The 15,520-nt window shown below is 73.4% G+C and carries 14 protein-coding genes; 6 read left to right on the top strand and 8 right to left on the bottom strand.

Translation table 11 applies throughout. The features are described from left to right. The first annotated feature begins 42 nt into the window (after positions 1-42). Positions 43-807 carry a precorrin-6A synthase (deacetylating) gene (gene cobF, locus AB0G01_RS23975; protein ID WP_360949068.1) on the top strand — a complete coding sequence of 255 codons (765 nt, stop codon included), beginning with the start codon at positions 43-45 and terminating at the stop codon, positions 805-807. A 49-nt stretch (positions 808-856) separates the two neighbouring features. Here the strand turns inward: cobF and helR are convergent, their stop codons facing one another. Then, the gene (helR, locus tag AB0G01_RS23970) at positions 857-3,049 is read right to left on the bottom strand and encodes an RNA polymerase recycling motor ATPase HelR (RefSeq protein ID WP_360949066.1); all 2,193 of its coding nucleotides are present in this window, start codon (positions 3,047-3,049) and stop codon (positions 857-859) included. A gap of 321 nt (positions 3,050-3,370) precedes the next feature. Here helR and AB0G01_RS23965 point away from each other — a divergent pair, with 321 nt between their 5' ends. Continuing rightward, positions 3,371-3,847, top strand: a complete 477-nt coding sequence (locus AB0G01_RS23965) for a hypothetical protein (RefSeq protein ID WP_360949064.1) — start codon at positions 3,371-3,373, stop codon at positions 3,845-3,847. 164 nt (positions 3,848-4,011) lie between these two features. After that, positions 4,012-5,166 carry a serine hydrolase domain-containing protein gene (locus AB0G01_RS23960; RefSeq protein ID WP_360949062.1) on the top strand — a complete coding sequence of 385 codons (1,155 nt, stop codon included), beginning with the start codon at positions 4,012-4,014 and terminating at the stop codon, positions 5,164-5,166. 143 nt (positions 5,167-5,309) lie between these two features. Here AB0G01_RS23960 and AB0G01_RS23955 read toward each other — a convergent pair whose 3' ends face one another. The 4 genes from AB0G01_RS23955 to AB0G01_RS23940 all read right to left on the bottom strand — a co-directional run bounded on the left by AB0G01_RS23955 (position 5,310) and on the right by AB0G01_RS23940 (position 9,402). After that, positions 5,310-6,527 (bottom strand): acyl-CoA dehydrogenase family protein, encoded by a 1,218-nt coding sequence (locus AB0G01_RS23955; protein ID WP_360949060.1) that lies wholly within the window; start codon positions 6,525-6,527, stop codon positions 5,310-5,312. Beyond that, positions 6,524-7,654 carry a dimethylsulfone monooxygenase SfnG gene (gene sfnG, locus AB0G01_RS23950; RefSeq protein WP_360949058.1) on the bottom strand — a complete coding sequence of 377 codons (1,131 nt, stop codon included), beginning with the start codon at positions 7,652-7,654 and terminating at the stop codon, positions 6,524-6,526. Before sfnG ends, AB0G01_RS23955 begins: the two co-directional genes overlap by 4 nt. 262 nt (positions 7,655-7,916) lie before the next feature. Then, on the bottom strand, positions 7,917-8,333 hold the full coding sequence (locus tag AB0G01_RS23945; protein ID WP_360949056.1) for a nitroreductase/quinone reductase family protein: 417 nt from the start codon (positions 8,331-8,333) through the stop codon (positions 7,917-7,919). A 136-nt stretch (positions 8,334-8,469) separates the two neighbouring features. Beyond that, on the bottom strand, positions 8,470-9,402 hold the full coding sequence (locus tag AB0G01_RS23940) for a LysR family transcriptional regulator (protein ID WP_360949054.1): 933 nt from the start codon (positions 9,400-9,402) through the stop codon (positions 8,470-8,472). 71 nt (positions 9,403-9,473) lie between these two features. On the opposite strand from AB0G01_RS23940, the gene AB0G01_RS23935 reads away from it, so the two are divergent. Then, the gene (locus tag AB0G01_RS23935) at positions 9,474-10,865 is read left to right on the top strand and encodes an MFS transporter (protein WP_360949052.1); all 1,392 of its coding nucleotides are present in this window, start codon (positions 9,474-9,476) and stop codon (positions 10,863-10,865) included. 149 nt (positions 10,866-11,014) lie between these two features. Beyond that, on the top strand, positions 11,015-11,350 hold the full coding sequence (locus tag AB0G01_RS23930) for a hypothetical protein (protein ID WP_360949050.1): 336 nt from the start codon (positions 11,015-11,017) through the stop codon (positions 11,348-11,350). Positions 11,351-11,471: 121 nt separating this feature from the next. Here AB0G01_RS23930 and AB0G01_RS23925 read toward each other — a convergent pair whose 3' ends face one another. The 3 genes from AB0G01_RS23925 to AB0G01_RS23915 form a co-directional block, all read right to left on the bottom strand. Then, positions 11,472-12,569, bottom strand: coding sequence for an ionic transporter y4hA (locus AB0G01_RS23925; protein ID WP_360949048.1), 1,098 nt, complete (start codon positions 12,567-12,569; stop codon positions 11,472-11,474). A 174-nt stretch (positions 12,570-12,743) separates the two neighbouring features. Further along, positions 12,744-13,319 carry a DUF4240 domain-containing protein gene (locus AB0G01_RS23920; RefSeq protein ID WP_360949046.1) on the bottom strand — a complete coding sequence of 192 codons (576 nt, stop codon included), beginning with the start codon at positions 13,317-13,319 and terminating at the stop codon, positions 12,744-12,746. Between the two features lie 115 nt (positions 13,320-13,434). Further along, positions 13,435-14,094 carry a peptidylprolyl isomerase gene (locus AB0G01_RS23915; RefSeq protein WP_360949044.1) on the bottom strand — a complete coding sequence of 220 codons (660 nt, stop codon included), beginning with the start codon at positions 14,092-14,094 and terminating at the stop codon, positions 13,435-13,437. 276 nt (positions 14,095-14,370) lie between these two features. On the opposite strand from AB0G01_RS23915, the gene AB0G01_RS23910 reads away from it, so the two are divergent. After that, complete coding sequence (locus AB0G01_RS23910; protein ID WP_360949042.1) at positions 14,371-15,378, top strand: hypothetical protein; 1,008 nt, start codon at positions 14,371-14,373, stop codon at positions 15,376-15,378. Positions 15,379-15,520 lie beyond the last annotated feature (142 nt).

Genomic DNA, 15,520 nt, shown 5'->3' with positions numbered 1-15,520 from the left:
GTGGACGGCGGCGGCCCCGGGGGTGCGTGGGAGACTGCGACCATGCGGACCATCCACCTCATCGGCATCGGTGCCGGGGACCCCGAGCACATCACCGTCCAGGCGGTCGACCGGCTGCGCGAGGTCGACGTGTTCTTCCTGCTGGACAAGGGGGACGCGACGAAGGACCTGGTCGACGCCCGGCGGGCGATCCTGGAGCGGCACGCCGCCGGGTCGGCCTACCGGGTGGTCCGGGCGGACGACGCGGACCGCGACCGGACGCCCCGGGACTACCAGGGGACGGTGGCCGAGTGGCACCTGCGGCGGGCCGACCTCTACGAGGGGCTGTTCCGCGACGAGCTCCGCGACGGCCAGGTCGGCGCGGTGCTGTGCTGGGGCGACCCGACGCTGTACGACAACACGATCGCGGTGGTCGAGGAGGTGCGCCGGCGCGGGCGGGTCGAGTTCGACTACACCGTCGTGCCGGGGGTCAGCAGCGTGTCGGCGCTGGTGGCGGCGCACCGGATCAGCCTGAACCGGATCGGCGGGTCGGTGCTGATCACGACCGGGCGCAGGCTGGCGGCGGACGGCGTCCCGGCGGACGTGGACGACGTGGTGGTGATGCTCGACGCGCACTGCGCGTTCACCCGGCTGGACGACCCCGACCTGGACATCTACTGGGGCGCGTACCTCGGCACGCCCGACCAGCTCACCGTCGCCGGGCCGCTGGCCGAGGTGGCGGCGGGCATCCCGCCCCTGCGCGACGAGGCCCGCGCGCGCAAGGGCTGGATCATGGACACCTACCTGCTGCGCCGCCGGCGGCGCTGACCGCACGGGTGCGCGGCCGGTCCCGGTCCGGGACCGGCCGCGCACCGGTTCACCGCTGCCCGGCCCCGGTGGGCGCGCCGAGCTCGACCAGTCCGGCCAGGGCCGACGGCAGCGGCCCCCGGTGCAGGACGCCGAGGCGCTGGGTGGCGCGGGTGAGGGCGACGTAGAGCTCCGCCGCGCCGCGCGGGCCGTCGGCGAGGATGCGCTCCGGCTCCACGACCAGCACGGCGTCGTACTCCAGGCCCTTGGTCTCCGACGCGGGCACCGCGCCCGGCACCCCGGGCGGCCCGATCACGACGCTCGTGCCCTCCCGGCCGGCCTCGTCCCGCACGAACTCCGCGACGGCGGCGGGGAGCTCGTCCCCGGTGACCCGCCGGGACCACGGCCGGACGCCGCACGCGCGGACCGACTCCGGCGGCTGGACCCCCGGCGCGAACTCGGCGAGCAGCGCGGCGGCGACGGCCATGATCTCCGCCGGGGTGCGGTAGTTCACCGTCAGCGACCGGTAGACCCAGCGGCCCGGCACGTACCGCTCCAGCATCCCGCCCCACGACCGCGCCCCGGCCTCCGACCGGCGTTGCGCGAGGTCGCCGACCACCGTGAAGGAGCGCCCCGGGCAGCGCCGCATCAGCACCCGCCAGTCCATCTCGGACAGCTCCTGGGCCTCGTCCACCACGACGTGCCGGTAGGTCCAGTCCCGGTCGGCGGCGGCGCGTTCGACCAGGGTGCGCGTGTCCTGCTCGACGAAGCGGTCGGCCAGGTCCTCGGCGTAGAGCAGGTCCGTGGCGAACAGGTGGTCGTCGTCGTCCATCGAGTCCTCGCGGGCGTGGAGGCTGTCCAGCACCTCGGCGGCGTAGGCGGCCTGGGTCCTGCGCTCCCGCTCGGCGGCCCGGTCGGGCGTCTTGTCGCGGCCCAGCAGGTCCACCAGCTCGTCGAGCAGCGCCGTGTCCGCCACGGTCCAGGCGGCACCGTCGGCCCGCCACAGCGCCGGGTCGCCGCCGGCCGCCCGCAGCCGCTCGCGCGACGCGTAGAGCGCGCCCAGCACCGCTTCCGGCGTCAGCACGGGCCACAGCGCGTCCAGCGCGGCGGTGAACCTGTCGTCGCCCGCGAGCTCCTTGAGCAGCTCGGCCCGCAGGCGCTCCCACCCGGTGCGGTCCGAGCGGGTCAGCCACCCCCGGCCGATCCGGGCGATGGCCCGTTCGGTGAGCACGTAGGTGACGATCTCGGTGAACGCCGAGCGCGCCTCGTTGTGCGGGAGGCCGCTCTTGCGGGCCTCGTCGCGGGCCCACTCCGCGGTCTCGGCGTCGATCCGGACCGTGATGTCCGCGAGGTCGACCGGCAGCGGCTCCTCGGGCAGCCGCTGCCGGTCGGCGACCGCCGCCGCGAGCACGTCGAGGATCTTCAGCGAGCCCTTGAGCCGCGCGGCCTCCGGCGTGTCCTCGGCGGTGGCGCGCAGGCCGGGCACGAAGTCCCCGGCGGTGATGAACACGACGTCGGACTCCCCCAGCGACGGCAGGACGCGACCGATGTGGTTCAGGAAGGCCGGGTTGGGCCCGACCACGAGCACGCCGTGCCGCTCCATCCGCTCCCGCTGGGTGTAGAGCAGGTACGCGACGCGGTGCAGCGCGACCACCGTCTTGCCGGTGCCGGGGCCGCCCTCGATCACCACCACGCCCGGGTGGTCGAGCCGGATGATCTCGTCCTGCTCGGCCTGGATCGTCGCCACGATGTCGCGCATGCCCTCGCCGCGCGGCGCGTCGACCGCCGCGAGCAGCGCGGCGTCGCCCCGCTCGGCCCCGTCCGGGCGGCCCAGCACCTCGTCGGTGAAGTCGAGCACCTGACGACCCCGGGTGTGGAACTGGCGGCGGCGGCGCATGTTCTCCGGGCTCGCGGCGGTGGCGACGTAGAACGGGCGCGACGCCGGGGCCCGCCAGTCCAGCAGCACGGGTTCGTAGTCGTCGTCCTCGTCGAACAGCCCGATCCGACCGATGTAGGAGTGGTCGCCCGACAGGGTGTCCAAGCGGCCGAAGCACAGCCCGTTGTCCGCGACGTCGAGCCGCCGGACCTCCTTGGCCGAGGCGCGCACCTGGTCGTCCCGTTCCATGGGCGTCCCGCCGGTCCCCCGCAACGCCGCTTTGTACTCGCCCTTCACCCGTGCGCGCTCGGCGTCGAGCCGGGTGTAGAGCCCCGCCACGTAGCTCCGCTCCGACCGCAGTTCGTCTTCGTACCCCTGATTTGACACAGGCCCCTCACAGCGTTTAATCTGGGCGTAGGTTCGGCGCGTTCTCCACTGGTTCGTGGAGTGCACGTCGACTTTTTATCGTCCACCCCTTGTCAAGCCCCAGCGTGTTTCCGCTGGTCTGGCGACTTCGGGGGTCCGGCCCACGGGTTTTCCGAAGGGCGACCCGGCCACCTCTCCGACCTCCGTGTCTCCGATGGCCTCCCTCGGCCTCGGGCCGATCCGGTCGAATTCACCTCAACGGGTGCGATCGGACTCCGCGAACCGCTCCGGGCGGGATACTGGCCGCCCCTGCGCGCGGACCACCGACCCGGAGGAGAACCCATGCTCAGCCCGAATCCGGAACTCGTCTGGCAGGGCCGCGTCCACCTGGGCGACGAGCCCGGTGTGTTCGGCGACGCCGGGTACTCCGGCCTGACCGTCGAGTTCCCGGTGACGTTGGCGAAGCTCGACCCGACCGGCCCGGACACCACCGCGCTGGTCGTGGAGACGGAGAACGTCGAGACGTTCACCGGCTACCCCGGCCACGTCCTCACCGCCACCCTCTACGAGGAGGACCCCGGCCGGCCGGACCACTTCGTGCCCACGGTGCTCGCCACCGGGTCGCTGACCGGCGCGGACGGCAACCGCAAGGAGTTGGCGATCGACCTGGCGGGCAAGGCGTCGCCCGCCTTCGTCGGCGTCCGCGTCCGGGTCGACACCGAGGTCCCGCCCGGCCTGTACGACGACTTCGTGGTCGTGCGCCTGTCGAACGGGTCGGCGGGCACCGCGTTCGTCGCCTCGCTCGGCTTCCACGCCTGACCTCCGGTGGTGGTGGGACGACCGACGTGGTGGTGCGCGCCCCACCCCCGCCCGGGAGCCTGCGGCATGTCGCGCGGGCCGAGGCCGTCCCTACCGTTCTCGGCGGGGCCGAACCGGGCCTCGCACCGAGAAGGGGGTCTTCCGTGGTTTCGAAATTCGGCCGGGTGGGCGCGACGGCAATGTCGGCCGCGCTGCTCGCCGGACTGGTCGGCACCGGCGCGGTCGGGGCGGCGCACGCCGCTCCCGCCCGCGAACCGCTGCGCCAGGCCGTCCGCGCGCTGGTCACGACCGGTGTCGCCGGCGCGCAGGTGCGCGTGCACGACCGCGCGGGCGGCTGGGCCGGCACGGCGGGCGTGCGCGAGCTGGGCAGGTCCGACCAGCCGTCGGCGACCGGCCGGTTCCGCGCCGGCAGCACCACCAAGGCGTTCGTCGCGACCGTGGTCCTGCAACTGGTCGGCGAGGGCAGGGTGCGGCTCGACGAGCCGGTGGCCCGCCACCTGCCCCGGTACGGCCTGGACCGGCGGATCACCGTCCGGATGTTGTTGCAGCACACCAGCGGTCTGTTCAACTACACCGGCGACCCCCGGCCGGACGGCACGATCGAGACCGGCATCCCCGCGTTCGGCCGGCAGTGGGCGGACGACCGCTTCCGCACCTACCGGGCCGACGACCTGATCCGGTTCTCGCTGGCCAGGCCCGCGCTGTTCGCGCCCGGCGCGAAGCACTCGTACTCCAACACCAACTACCTGCTGGCCGGGCGGCTCATCGAGGAGCTGACCGGCACGTCGTACGCGACCCAGGTCGAGCGGCGGATCATCCGGTTCCTGCGGCTGCGCGACACCAGCCTGCCCGGCACCCACGCCGGCATCCCCGGCCGGCACGCCCACGGCTACCACGGCTACCGGGTCGACGGCCGGCTGAAGACGGTGGACGTGACCCGGCAGAACCCGTCGTGGGCCTGGGCCGCCGGCGAGATCATCTCCACCACCGAGGACCTCGACCGCTTCCTGGGCGCGCTGCTGGGCGGGCGGCTCCTGCCGGCGCACCTGCTCGCCGAGATGCGCGCCACGCGGCCGGCGTCCGGCAACGACGGCTACGGCCTCGGGCTGGCGGTGCGCGAGTTCGCGCCGGGCTGCTTCGGCATCGGCCACACCGGCGGCGTGCAGGGCTTCACGACCTACATGTACAGCTCGCTCGACGGCGCGAAGCGCATCGTGATGTCGGAGAACCACGGCGTGTACGAGTTCGTCGACCCGGTCGCGAACCAGAAGATCCAGAGCGCCGAGCACGAGGTGGTCGCGACGGCGCTCTGCGGGTGAGCGGGGCGCGCCGGGCCGCCACCTCGTCGGGGAGGGCGGCCCGGCGCGCGACCACCACCGCGCGGTGGCCGGGAACCCGCTGTCGGACACCGGAGCAGGTCGACCCGGCCGAGACCGGGCAGCTCTCCCGCGCGCCGCCGGGGTCACGTGTACCAGGTGGGCTCCGGGATCTCGTCCAGCAGCGCGTACCGGCCGACCTCGGCCCGCTTGTGGGCGATCGGGTCGTGCAGGCTGTGCGTGCGGATGTTGCGCCAGAAGATGTCCAGCCCCACCTGGTTCGCCGTCGCCCGCGCCCCGGTGACCTCGAAGATCCGGGAGCCGATCTCCAGCCCGGTCTCGACCGCCCGCTCCTTGGCCGCCGCGATGACGACGGCCGCCTCACCGCGTTCGCGCCCGGTGACCTCGTCCGGGTGGGCGTTGATCGCCTCGACGAGCCCGGCGGCCCGCTCGGCGAGCGCCTCGGCGGCCCACAGCTTGGCCTGGAGGCCGCCGTAGGTCTCCAGGACGTGGAACTCCTCGGTCGCCGACGCCTTGACGTCGACCCCGTGGGGCCACGCCCGGGTGGTGGACCTGGTGTAGGCGGCGGCCACGGCGAGCGCGCCCCGGGCGATGCCGAGGTAGAGGTTCGTGAACACCAACTGGATCAGCGGCACGTTGAGCGTGTTGTAGACCTTGGGCGTGAACTCCTTGTCGACGTACCCGGCGGCCGAGGCCCACGGCACCCGCACGCCCTCCACCCGCACGCCGCCGCTCTCGGTGAGCCGCTGGCCGAGGTTGTCCCAGCCGTCCTCGAACACGAGGGCGTCCTGCCGCGACGGGACGATCGCGAAGATGTGCTTGTCCGTGCCCTCCAGCACGCCTTCCAGCACGGTCACGTCGGAGACCTTGCTCCCGGTGGAGAACGACTTGCGGCCGGTGTACACCAGGTCGTCGCCGTCCTCGGTGATCACCAGGTCGTTGTCGCGCGGGTTCACCGCGCCGCCGAAGAACCACCGGTCACGGGTGGCCTGCTCCTCCGCCGCGACCACCTGCTCCGGGGTGGCGACCAGCCGGGCCGCCCAGAACCAGAGGTAGTGGTACCCGAGGAGCTGGCCGATCGAGCCGTCCCCGGCGGCGACCTCGCGGATCACCCGGTAGGCCGTCGTCCAGTCCTGCCCGCCGCCGCCGTGCTCCACCGGGCCGAGCAGGGTGACCAGCCCGGAATCCTTGAGCAGCGCCACTTCGGCGTGCGGGGTGGCCCCGGCGCGGTCGCGCGCCACCGCGTCGGCGGCGAGCAGCGCGGCCACCTCGCGGGCGCGGGAGAGCCACTCGTCGGCGGTGGCGGGGGTGGTGCTCCAGGTGTGCTGGGCGGAGGTCGTCACGGTCGGACTCCGATCGGCTCGGGGGTGGCGGCGGATGCGTCGGAGGAGGCTTCGAGGTCGCGGACGATCGGCAGCACGTGCCGGCCGAAGTAGGCGACTTCCTCGTGGTAGTGCAGGAAACCCAGCAGCAGCAGGTCCACGCCCCGGCGGCGGTACTCCACGATCCGGTGCGCGACCTGCTCGGGCGTGCCGATCAGGCGGGAGCGGAAGCCGTCGTTGTACTGGACCAGGTCGTCGAAGGTCGAGTCGGCCCACATGCCCTTGCCGTCGGCGGTGGCACCGCCCGCCTGCCGCACGGCGTCGCGGAACCCGCGCACCGCCCGGACGTCGGCCTTGGCGACGATCTCGCGCAGCGTCTCGCGGGCTTCCGCCTCGGTGTCGCGCGCGATGAGGAAACCGTTGAGCCCGAAGCGGACCCGGCGGCCGTGCGCGGACGCCGCGACCTCCGCGACCTGCTCGGTGACGCCGTCGAAGTCCTTGCCGTTGCTGAAGTACCAGTCCGACACGCGGCCCGCCATGGCGCGCGCGGCGGTGGAGTTGCCGCCCTGGAAGATCTCCGGGTGCGCCCGGCCGGGCACGGCCAGGGGTTTGGGCTTGAGGTCGTAGCCGCGCAGCCGGTAGAAGTCCCCGGCGAACTCGGCGGACTCGTCGGTCCAACTGGCCCGCAGCACGCGGATGAACTCCTCGGAGCGCCGGTACCGCTCGTCGTGCTCCAGCCAGGGTTCACCCAGGGCGGTGAACTCGCCCTTGAACCACCCGCTGACCACGTTCACCGCCGCGCGCCCGCCGGAGATGTGGTCGGCGGTGGCGATGAACTTCGCCAGCACGGCCGGGTGCCACAGGCCCGGGTGCACCGCGGCGATCACCTTCAACCGCTGCGTGGCCAGCAGCAGGGCCAGGCTGAAGCTGGTGGACTCGTGCTGGTGGGAGGCACCGTAGCCGGCCAGGTAGCGCACCTGGCTGAGCGCGTACTCGAAGCCGTTGCGCTCGGCGAGCACGGCGAGCTCGCGGTTGTAGTCGTAGGACCAGTCGGTCCGTTGCTCGATGTCGCTGACGACGAGGCCACCGCTGACGTTGGGCACCCAGTAGGCGAACTTCAGCGGCTCCCGCTCCCGTTCTTCGGGCACGGCGGAACTCCAGGGGGATCGGAACGAGCGCGGACTGTCCGAACAGGACAGGACGGGGTGGGGATCGCGGCCTGTCGGGGACAACAGCGCTGGGTGGTCACGCGGAGGAGGTCCACGTGCCTGCGCCTGGTCAACACGGTCATTCGCGGCACAGTGCCACTCCAACAGGAGCACACCGCCCGGTCAACGCGGAGTAGTCGACTTCTCACAGTGTGAACACACCCGACCACGATGCGTCACACTGGGCGGTTGGGCTCCGTGGTCAGCGCGGGTCGAAGACCACGATCGGGATCACCCGTGCCAGTGCCCGCTCGAACGCGGCGAACCGGGACGGCGCGGCGCGGAAGTGCTCCACCAGCTCGTCGCGCTCCGCGCCCTCGGCGACGCGGGCCCGCACCCGGTGGGTCTCGGTGCCGACCTCCACCGACACCGCCGGGTCGGCCAGCAGGTTGTAGTACCAGGCGGGGTTGGCCGGCAGCCCGCCGTTGCCCGCCGCGACCACCCGACGACCGCCGACCGCGAGGAAGGTCAGCGGGGTGACCCGGTCGATCCCCGACCGCGCGCCGGTGTGGTGCAGCAGGAGCAGGGTGCGCCCGGTGTGGCGACCGCCCACCACTCCCCCGTTGACCCGGAACTCCTCCACCACCCGCAGGTCCCGGTCCCGGCGTTCGTCCGTCACGGCGGCCTCCTCGGGTCCGGGTCGTCCCGACGATCCTGGCACGCCCGCGCGCCCCGGACGTGCGCCGTCCCGGAAACCGGGACCCCCGGCCGGGCGGCCGGCGAGGACGTCGGCGGTCACCCGGGCGCGCCGGTGGTCACCGGGTCACCGCGCGCACGAGGTCGCGCAGCCACCGGTGCGCCGGGTCGGCGTCGAACCGGACGTGCCACAGCAGCGACACCGTCACCTCGGGCGCGGGGAAGGGCAGCTCGAACCGGTGCATCCCCGCGCGCAGGTTCGCGGTGTGCCGGTCCGGCACGGTGGCGACCAGGTCCGACGCGCGGGCCAGCGCCAGCGCCGCGCCGAAGCCGTCCACCACGGTCACCACGTCCCGCCGCCCGGCCGGCCGCAGCGCCTCGTCCACCAGCCCCTCGGTGAGCCCGCGCCGCGACACGTGCACGTGCCGGGCCGCCGCGTAGCGGGCCGTCGTCACCTCGCCGGAGCCGAGCGGGTGCTCACCGCGCACCACGCCGATGAACCGGTCGGTGAACAGGGGCGTGCCGACCACGTCCGATCCCAGGGGCTGGTCCACGACCCCGGTTTCCAAGTCGACGTCCGCGCCCCGCAACACCCCGGCGTCCTTCGGTGCTTTTTGCAGGAACCGCAGCCGCACGCCGGGTGCGGCGGCACCGACCTCGGCCACCAGGGCGGGCCCGAACCGCTCCACGAACCCGTCGCTGGTGCGCAGCGAGAACGTCCGGTCGAGCGTCGGCAGGTCCAGCCGGGGGGCCGGCCTGAGCACCTCCTCGGCCTCCCGGACCAGGCCGCGCACCCGGTCGCGCAGCTCCAGGGCGCGCGGGGTCGGCACCAGGCCCCGGCCGGCCCGCACCAGCAGCGGGTCGCCGGTGGCCCGGCGCAACCGGGCCAGCGCACGGCTCATCGCCGACGGGCTGAGCGCGAGGCGTTCACCGGCCCGCGTGACGCTGCCCTCCGCCAGCAGGACGTCCAGCGTGACCAGCAGGTTCAGATCGGGCCGGGCCATCCGCCCAGGCTCCCACACCTGGCGTCCGGTGCACACGTCGATTGACATCTTTGCGCCTTCCGCCAGGTCACGGTGCTCCCTAACGTCGGTCCCGCACCCCTCCGACCCCGGGAGTCCCCGTGAGAACGACCGCCGCCCCGCCGACCCGCTCCTGGGCACCGGCCGCCCTGGCGCTGTGCGCGCTGCTGCCCGCGCTGGGCATCAGCATCGCCAACGTCGGCCTGCCCGCCATCGCCGCCGACCTCGGCAACTCCTTCGCCGAGGTGCAGTGGGTGGTGATCGCCTACCTGCTGTCCGTCACCACGGCGATCGTGGGCGCGGGCCGGCTCGGCGACCTCACCGGACGGCGTCGCCTGCTGATCGGCGGCACCGCCGTGTTCACGCTCGCCACGCTGCTGTGCGCCCTGGCCCCGAACCTCCCGCTGCTCGTCGCCGCGCGGGCGCTCCAGGGCGTCGGCGCGGCGGCCATGATGGCGCTGACCATGGCCCTGGTCGGCGACACCGTGCCGGCCGAGCGCACCGGGCGGGTCATGGGCCTGCTCGGGACGATGTCCGCGATCGGCACCGCGCTGGGTCCCGCGCTCGGCGGCGTCCTGGTCGCGGGCTTCGGCTGGCGCTCGGTCTTCCTGGTCGGCGTGCCGCTCGGCGTGCTCGCGCTGGTGCTCGTGGTCCGGGCGCTGCCGCACACCGCGCCGGGCACCGCGCTCCGGCGGTTCGACGCGGCGGGCACGGCGCTGCTGGCGCTGACCCTCGGGGCGTACGCGCTGGCGATGACGGTCGACGGCGGCACCTGGGCGCTGGGCGTCGCCGCCGGCGGGCTCGTGCTGTTCGTCCTGGTCGAACGGCGCGCGCCGGCACCGCTGCTGGACCTGTCGCTGCTGCGCGACGCCGCGTTCACCGCGAGCCTCACGACGAACGCGCTGGTGTCCACGGTCATGATGACCACGCTCGTCGTGGGGCCGTTCCACCTGTCCCGGGCGCTGGGGCTGGACCCCGTGCTGGTCGGTCTGGTGATGTCCGCCGGGCCGGTGGTGGCCGCGCTGACCGGGGTGCCGGCGGGTCGCGCCACGGACCGCTTCGGCACCTCGGCGATGGTCGTCGTCGGGCTCGGCGGCGTGCTCGCCGGGGCGGCGGCGCTGGCCCTCACGCCCGTCTCCGCGGGCTTCCCCGGCTACCTGCTGCCGCTCGTCGTGGTCACCGCCGGTTACGCGGTGTTCCAGGCGGCCAACAACACCTCGGTCATGAAGACCGCCGCCGCGAGCCGGCGCGGCCTGGTGTCGGGGGTGCTGAACCTGTCCCGGAACCTGGGGCTCGTCACCGGCGCGTCGGTCATGGGCGCGGTCTTCGCCTCGGCCGCCGGCGACGTGACCACGGCGTCCGCGACGGACGTGGCACGCGCGACCCACTGGACGTTCGCGGTCGCGGCGGTGCTCGTGGCGGGCGGGCTGTCCGCGGTCGTCGGGGTCCGGTGGTGGACGCGGTCCTCCCGGGCGACCCGATCACCGGCCTGAGCGGAGCGCGCGGCCGGGACCGCGCGCGGCGCAGCCCGGAATTGTGGGGTGAACGACCGTCACGGACGCCCGGTGCCCGTCCTAACCTGCACTCACCGGTTCTTCGAGGGCCGGGGGGAACGATCCACAGTTCAGGGGAGGACTACGAGATGCGGTTCAACGACATCGGGCGCAGGGCGGCGACCATCGCCGCGGTCGGCACGATCGCGACGGGTCTGCTCGGCGGTTCGGCGATGGCGGCGGGCGAGCCCGCCGGCGGCGTCGAGGTGCTCGGCAACGCGCCGTCGTGCGTGAAGGTCTGGGTCACCCAGGGCACCATCACGCAGACCGGCCACGCCCGCAACGACTGCGGCCGGTCGCTCAACCTGAAGATCATCTGGGCCTACGGCGCGGATGGCTCGTGCGGCACGGTCGGTGCGGGCGGGACGAGGACCAGCCAGGTGGCCAAGGCCCCGCGCCGGTTCGACGGCGCGAGCACCTGCTGACCCGAGGGGGACGACGGGCCGGCCTCCGTGGAGGCCGGCCCGTCGGCGCGTCCGGACCGGCTCGACGTCTTCGGGCCGGGTGCGGCCGAAGACGAGCGCGGCATCACCCGTCCGCGTGATGTCAGGGATGTATGGCGAGGAACAGGAACGCCGCGAACAGCACCAGGTGGACACTGCCCTGCATCCGGGTCGCCCGACCGGGTACCACGGTGAGGACGCTGACCACGACGGTGAGGCCGAGCAGCACCATCTGCGTCGGCCCGAGACCGAGCAGCAGCGGCCCGTCCAGCCAGATGGACGCGAGCGCGATGGCCGGGATCGTCAACCCGATGCTGGCCATCGCCGAGCCGTAGCCCAGGTTGAGGCTGATCTGGACCCGGTCGTGGCGGGCGGCCCGGCCGGCGGCCAGGGTTTCGGGCAGCAGCACCAGCAGCGCGATGACCACGCCCACGAACGACGGCGGGAACCCGGCCGCCTTCACCGCGGCCTCGATCGCCGGCGACTCCACCTTCGCCAGTCCCACCACGACCACCAGCGCCACCATCAGCAGCCCCACGCTGATCCAGGTCTCCTTGAGCGACGGCGGGGACGCGTGCTGCTCGGCGTCGGGTTCGCCCTCGGCGGTGACCGGGAGGAAGAAGTCCCGGTGCCGCACGGTCTGGGTGAGCACGAACATCCCGTACAGCGCGAGCGAGGCCACCGCCGCGAACGCGAGCTGGGTCGAGGAGAACTCCGGACCGGCCGTGCTCGCGGTGAAGGTCGGCAGCACCAGGCACAGCGTGGCGAGCGTCGTCACCGTGGCCAGGGCCGCGCCGCTGCCCTCCGAGTTGAACAGCGTGACGCCGTAGCGGTACGCGCCGATCAGCAGTGAGAGCCCCACTATGCCGTTGGTGGTGATCATGACCGCGGCGAAGACCGTGTCGCGCGCGAGCGAGGCGGTGTCCGGCCCGCCGGAGATCATCATCGTCACGATCAGCGCGACCTCGATCACGGTGACGGCGACCGCGAGCACCAGGGACCCGAACGGTTCGCCGACGCGGTGCGCGACGACCTCGGCGTGGTGCACCGCCGCCAGCACGGTGCCCGCGAGCACCACCGCGACGATGGTCACCAGCACCGTCCCGAGATCCCGCCCCCAGGCCAGCGCGAGCACCACCGCGCCCAACACCGGAACCACTCGGGTCCAGGACACCTTCCGCAGGCGAGACACAGCGATCATGCGCCAACCCTGACATCTGCGGCCGTTTCGCGCACGTCACGCGCGGTACCACGGACGCGTCGCGCGCGCAGGTCGACGCCGGCGGACCAGCGCCGGGTACGGTGCGGAGATGTCCCCCGGGCATTACGGGCCGGCGGCCGGCCCCCTCGGATCAGGTGGGTCACGGGCAGCCCCTCACCCTTCGAGGAACAGCGCGGCGAGTCGCGGGAGCCGCCGGCGCGCCTCGTCCTCGTCCTCCGGGTCCCACCGCTCCCCCGCCGGCGTCCGCGAGCGGGTCGTGGTGCTCAGCGCCCCGTCCACCACCGCGTCGAACGAGTCGACCTCGCCCCGGACCGCCCGGTAGGCGTCCTTGACCAGGTAGCCCACCGCCTCGTAGCCGATCCAGCCCTTGTTCCCGGTGCCCATGCGGACGACCACGGGCAGGTCCGCGAGCGTGTCGGGGTCCGCCACCGCGCGGGTGAACGTGTCGCGGCCGAGCAGGACGAGGCCGTCGCGGAAGTCCGTGAAGCCGTCGTCACCGCAGCCCCCCTCGATCAGGTAGGCGGCGTTCCACAGCGGGTACCGGTACGCGGAGTCCTTCACCTCGACGTGCGTCACGGCGAACGCCGCGATCTCCTCGGGCGTCAGGCCCACGAGGACGTCGACCAGCGCGCGCGGCAACGGGTCGTCCGCACCGTCGCGGTCGTCCGCCCGGTCGCCGACGGCGGTCCGCGCCCGGTCGATGATCCCCCACCACGTGTCGATTTCCATGTGGACGATCCTACGATCGGAGTAGACCCGGCGGGGGCGCGTCCCGCTCCCCCGCCGCCGAGCCACCGTCCGTCCGTCCTGAGTGGACGGTGCCGCGCCGGTCGGCGGGTCCGGGTCAGAAGGGCAGCGCGAGTGCCCAGTGGATTCGGACGGGGTGCCGGGGCGGGCCGTCCTGCGCGCCGCCGGCGATGCCGGCCGCGACGATCCGGTCGAGGGTGTCCATCCCGTGCACCACGCGGCCGAACACGCTGTACACCGGGGAGATGGCGGCGTGCGAGTGCACCACGAAGAACTCGCTGCCGTTGGTGCCGGGTCCCTGGTTGCCCATCGCGACGGTGCCGCGCGGGTACGTCTCGGCCCCGGTCACCTCGTCGTCGAACCGGTAGCCGGGGCCGCCCTCCTCGGCGCGGTGGATGTCACCGCACTGCAACACGCCCAGGCGGGGCGAATCGGTGAGGCGGAAGCACTGTGTGCCGTGGTAGAAGAGGCTGCGCACGAGGTGCTCGAAGTTGTGCGCGGCGCAGGAGGCGACCGACCGGTCGAGGCGGATCACCACCGTGCCGTAGTTCGTGTGCAGGACGGTGGTCCCGGAGCCCGTGGTCGGCGCGGTGGCGCGGGGCGGGCGGACCGGCTTGGCGGGCGGGTTGTCCGGGGTCGGGGTGAACGCGCAGTGCTTCACCGGTCCGGATGCCGAGGGCCGGGCACCGGCGGTCGGTGTCGCGACGCCGAGGAGTGCGGTCAGCAGGAGGACAACGGGTACGGCATACCTTCCCATGCGCCGAGGCTAGCGCTCCTCGACGGACCGCGGACCGCACGAACGCGGAGCGCCAGCGGGCCGCACGAACACTGTGGTTTATACCACATTCCGACTTTCGTCACAATGTCATGGTCATCACCGGTGGAGGGGGCCAGTTGCACCCTGGCCCCGCGCGCCGACGTGGAGCACGCTTCGAGTACCGCGATGTCCTTGGGGGGACACCGAAAATGTGTCGATTGCGTCCTTCTTCGTCTGCGGTGGGCCAGTTCGTCTATCGAGAGGACAACTGTCGCAATGCCGTCTTCGTCTTCGTCACCATCCTGGTTACGCCGCACGCCGGTCCGCCGGGCGGCGCTCGCGCTGCTCGCCGTCGGCGCGCTGCTGACCGCCGTCACGCCCGCTTCGGCGGACGCGCCGGGCCCGTCGTCCACAGTGGACAAATCCGCCAAGGTCGCCCGACCGGACTCGCCGACCAGCGGCAGGCTGGTGCCCGCGCTGCGCGGTGACGCGGCGCGGGAGGCCACCGGGCCGCTGAACGAGAAGTTCCGGAAGCTCGGCGAAGCCCGCCACGAGCGGCGGGCGGGCGGGCCGGTCGGTGCCACCTCCCTCCCGCCGTGGAGCGGGGCCCTGCACGCCGCCTGGGGCGCGTTCCCGAACGTCAACTCGGACGGCGCGATGGCGACGCACACGCTCAACCCGGGGATCTCGATCCCGTCGGGCAACCCGGACGTGGTGTACGCGCCGACGCTCGACCCCAGCGGCAAGACCTGCATCGAGGTCACCACGTTCTACTGGCAGGGCGGCAACGGCGTCGGTGCCTGGGACTGGTGCGCCGCCTCGCCGGGCTTCGCCGCGGTGGCCTGGATCGACGCCGCGTTCATGAGCACCTACTCGGACACCCACCTCGGGCCGCCCGCCTACACGGTGAAGGACATCCAGACCGACCCGGTCACGAACTCGTGGACGGCGTACCTGTTCAACTACTCCACCGGCTACTGGGACGCGCTCTTCACCAGCGCCGACGCGGGCAAGCTCACCAACCCGGGCGGCGGGTGGAGCATGTTCGAGGTCTACACCGAGTACAACTCGGCCACCGGGGAGGGCTACTACTGCACCGAGACCGCCGGCACCCTGTTCGCCGCCGTCGGGATCTCGATCAACGTCGGCGGCACGTGGAGCCTGCTGACCACCTCCAACTCCTCGGTCACCCCGCCGGGCAGCGTGTCCAGCGCCAGTCTCGGCTGCACCGGCCTGTCGTTCGCGCTGCCGTCGGCCAACGACTACTGGGAAGTGACGAACTGACCTCGGGCGGGTCCTCCCGCCGCAACGGCTGAAGCACGTGCGCGGCTCGGCGGTGGCGTGCCACCGCCGAGCCGCGTGGAGCCGCGCCCCGGTCTCGTACCGGGCCGTGCCGGGCTCCGCACCGGTGCTCACGCGCCGGAAC

Source organism: Actinosynnema sp. NPDC023587, from assembly GCF_040640215.1.
Taxonomy (GTDB): Bacteria; Actinomycetota; Actinomycetes; order Mycobacteriales; family Pseudonocardiaceae; genus Actinosynnema.
The sequence above is the reverse complement of the archived record's forward strand: the minus strand, read 5'-3'. Positions and strand labels throughout refer to the sequence as shown.

Bases quoted from the DNA above. Each gene is read 5' to 3' on its own strand.
- cobF (WP_360949068.1), top strand. From the start codon at position 43: ATGCGGACCATCCACCTCATCGGCATCGGTGCCGGGGACCCCGAGCAC.
- AB0G01_RS23965 (WP_360949064.1), top strand. From the start codon at position 3,371: ATGCTCAGCCCGAATCCGGAACTCGTCTGGCAGGGCCGCGTCCACCTG.
- AB0G01_RS23940 (WP_360949054.1), bottom strand. From the start codon at position 9,402: ATGTCAATCGACGTGTGCACCGGACGCCAGGTGTGGGAGCCTGGGCGG.
- AB0G01_RS23930 (WP_360949050.1), top strand. From the start codon at position 11,015: ATGCGGTTCAACGACATCGGGCGCAGGGCGGCGACCATCGCCGCGGTC.
- AB0G01_RS23925 (WP_360949048.1), bottom strand. From the start codon at position 12,569: ATGATCGCTGTGTCTCGCCTGCGGAAGGTGTCCTGGACCCGAGTGGTT.
- AB0G01_RS23920 (WP_360949046.1), bottom strand. From the start codon at position 13,319: ATGGAAATCGACACGTGGTGGGGGATCATCGACCGGGCGCGGACCGCC.
- AB0G01_RS23915 (WP_360949044.1), bottom strand. From the start codon at position 14,094: ATGGGAAGGTATGCCGTACCCGTTGTCCTCCTGCTGACCGCACTCCTC.
- AB0G01_RS23910 (WP_360949042.1), top strand. From the start codon at position 14,371: ATGCCGTCTTCGTCTTCGTCACCATCCTGGTTACGCCGCACGCCGGTC.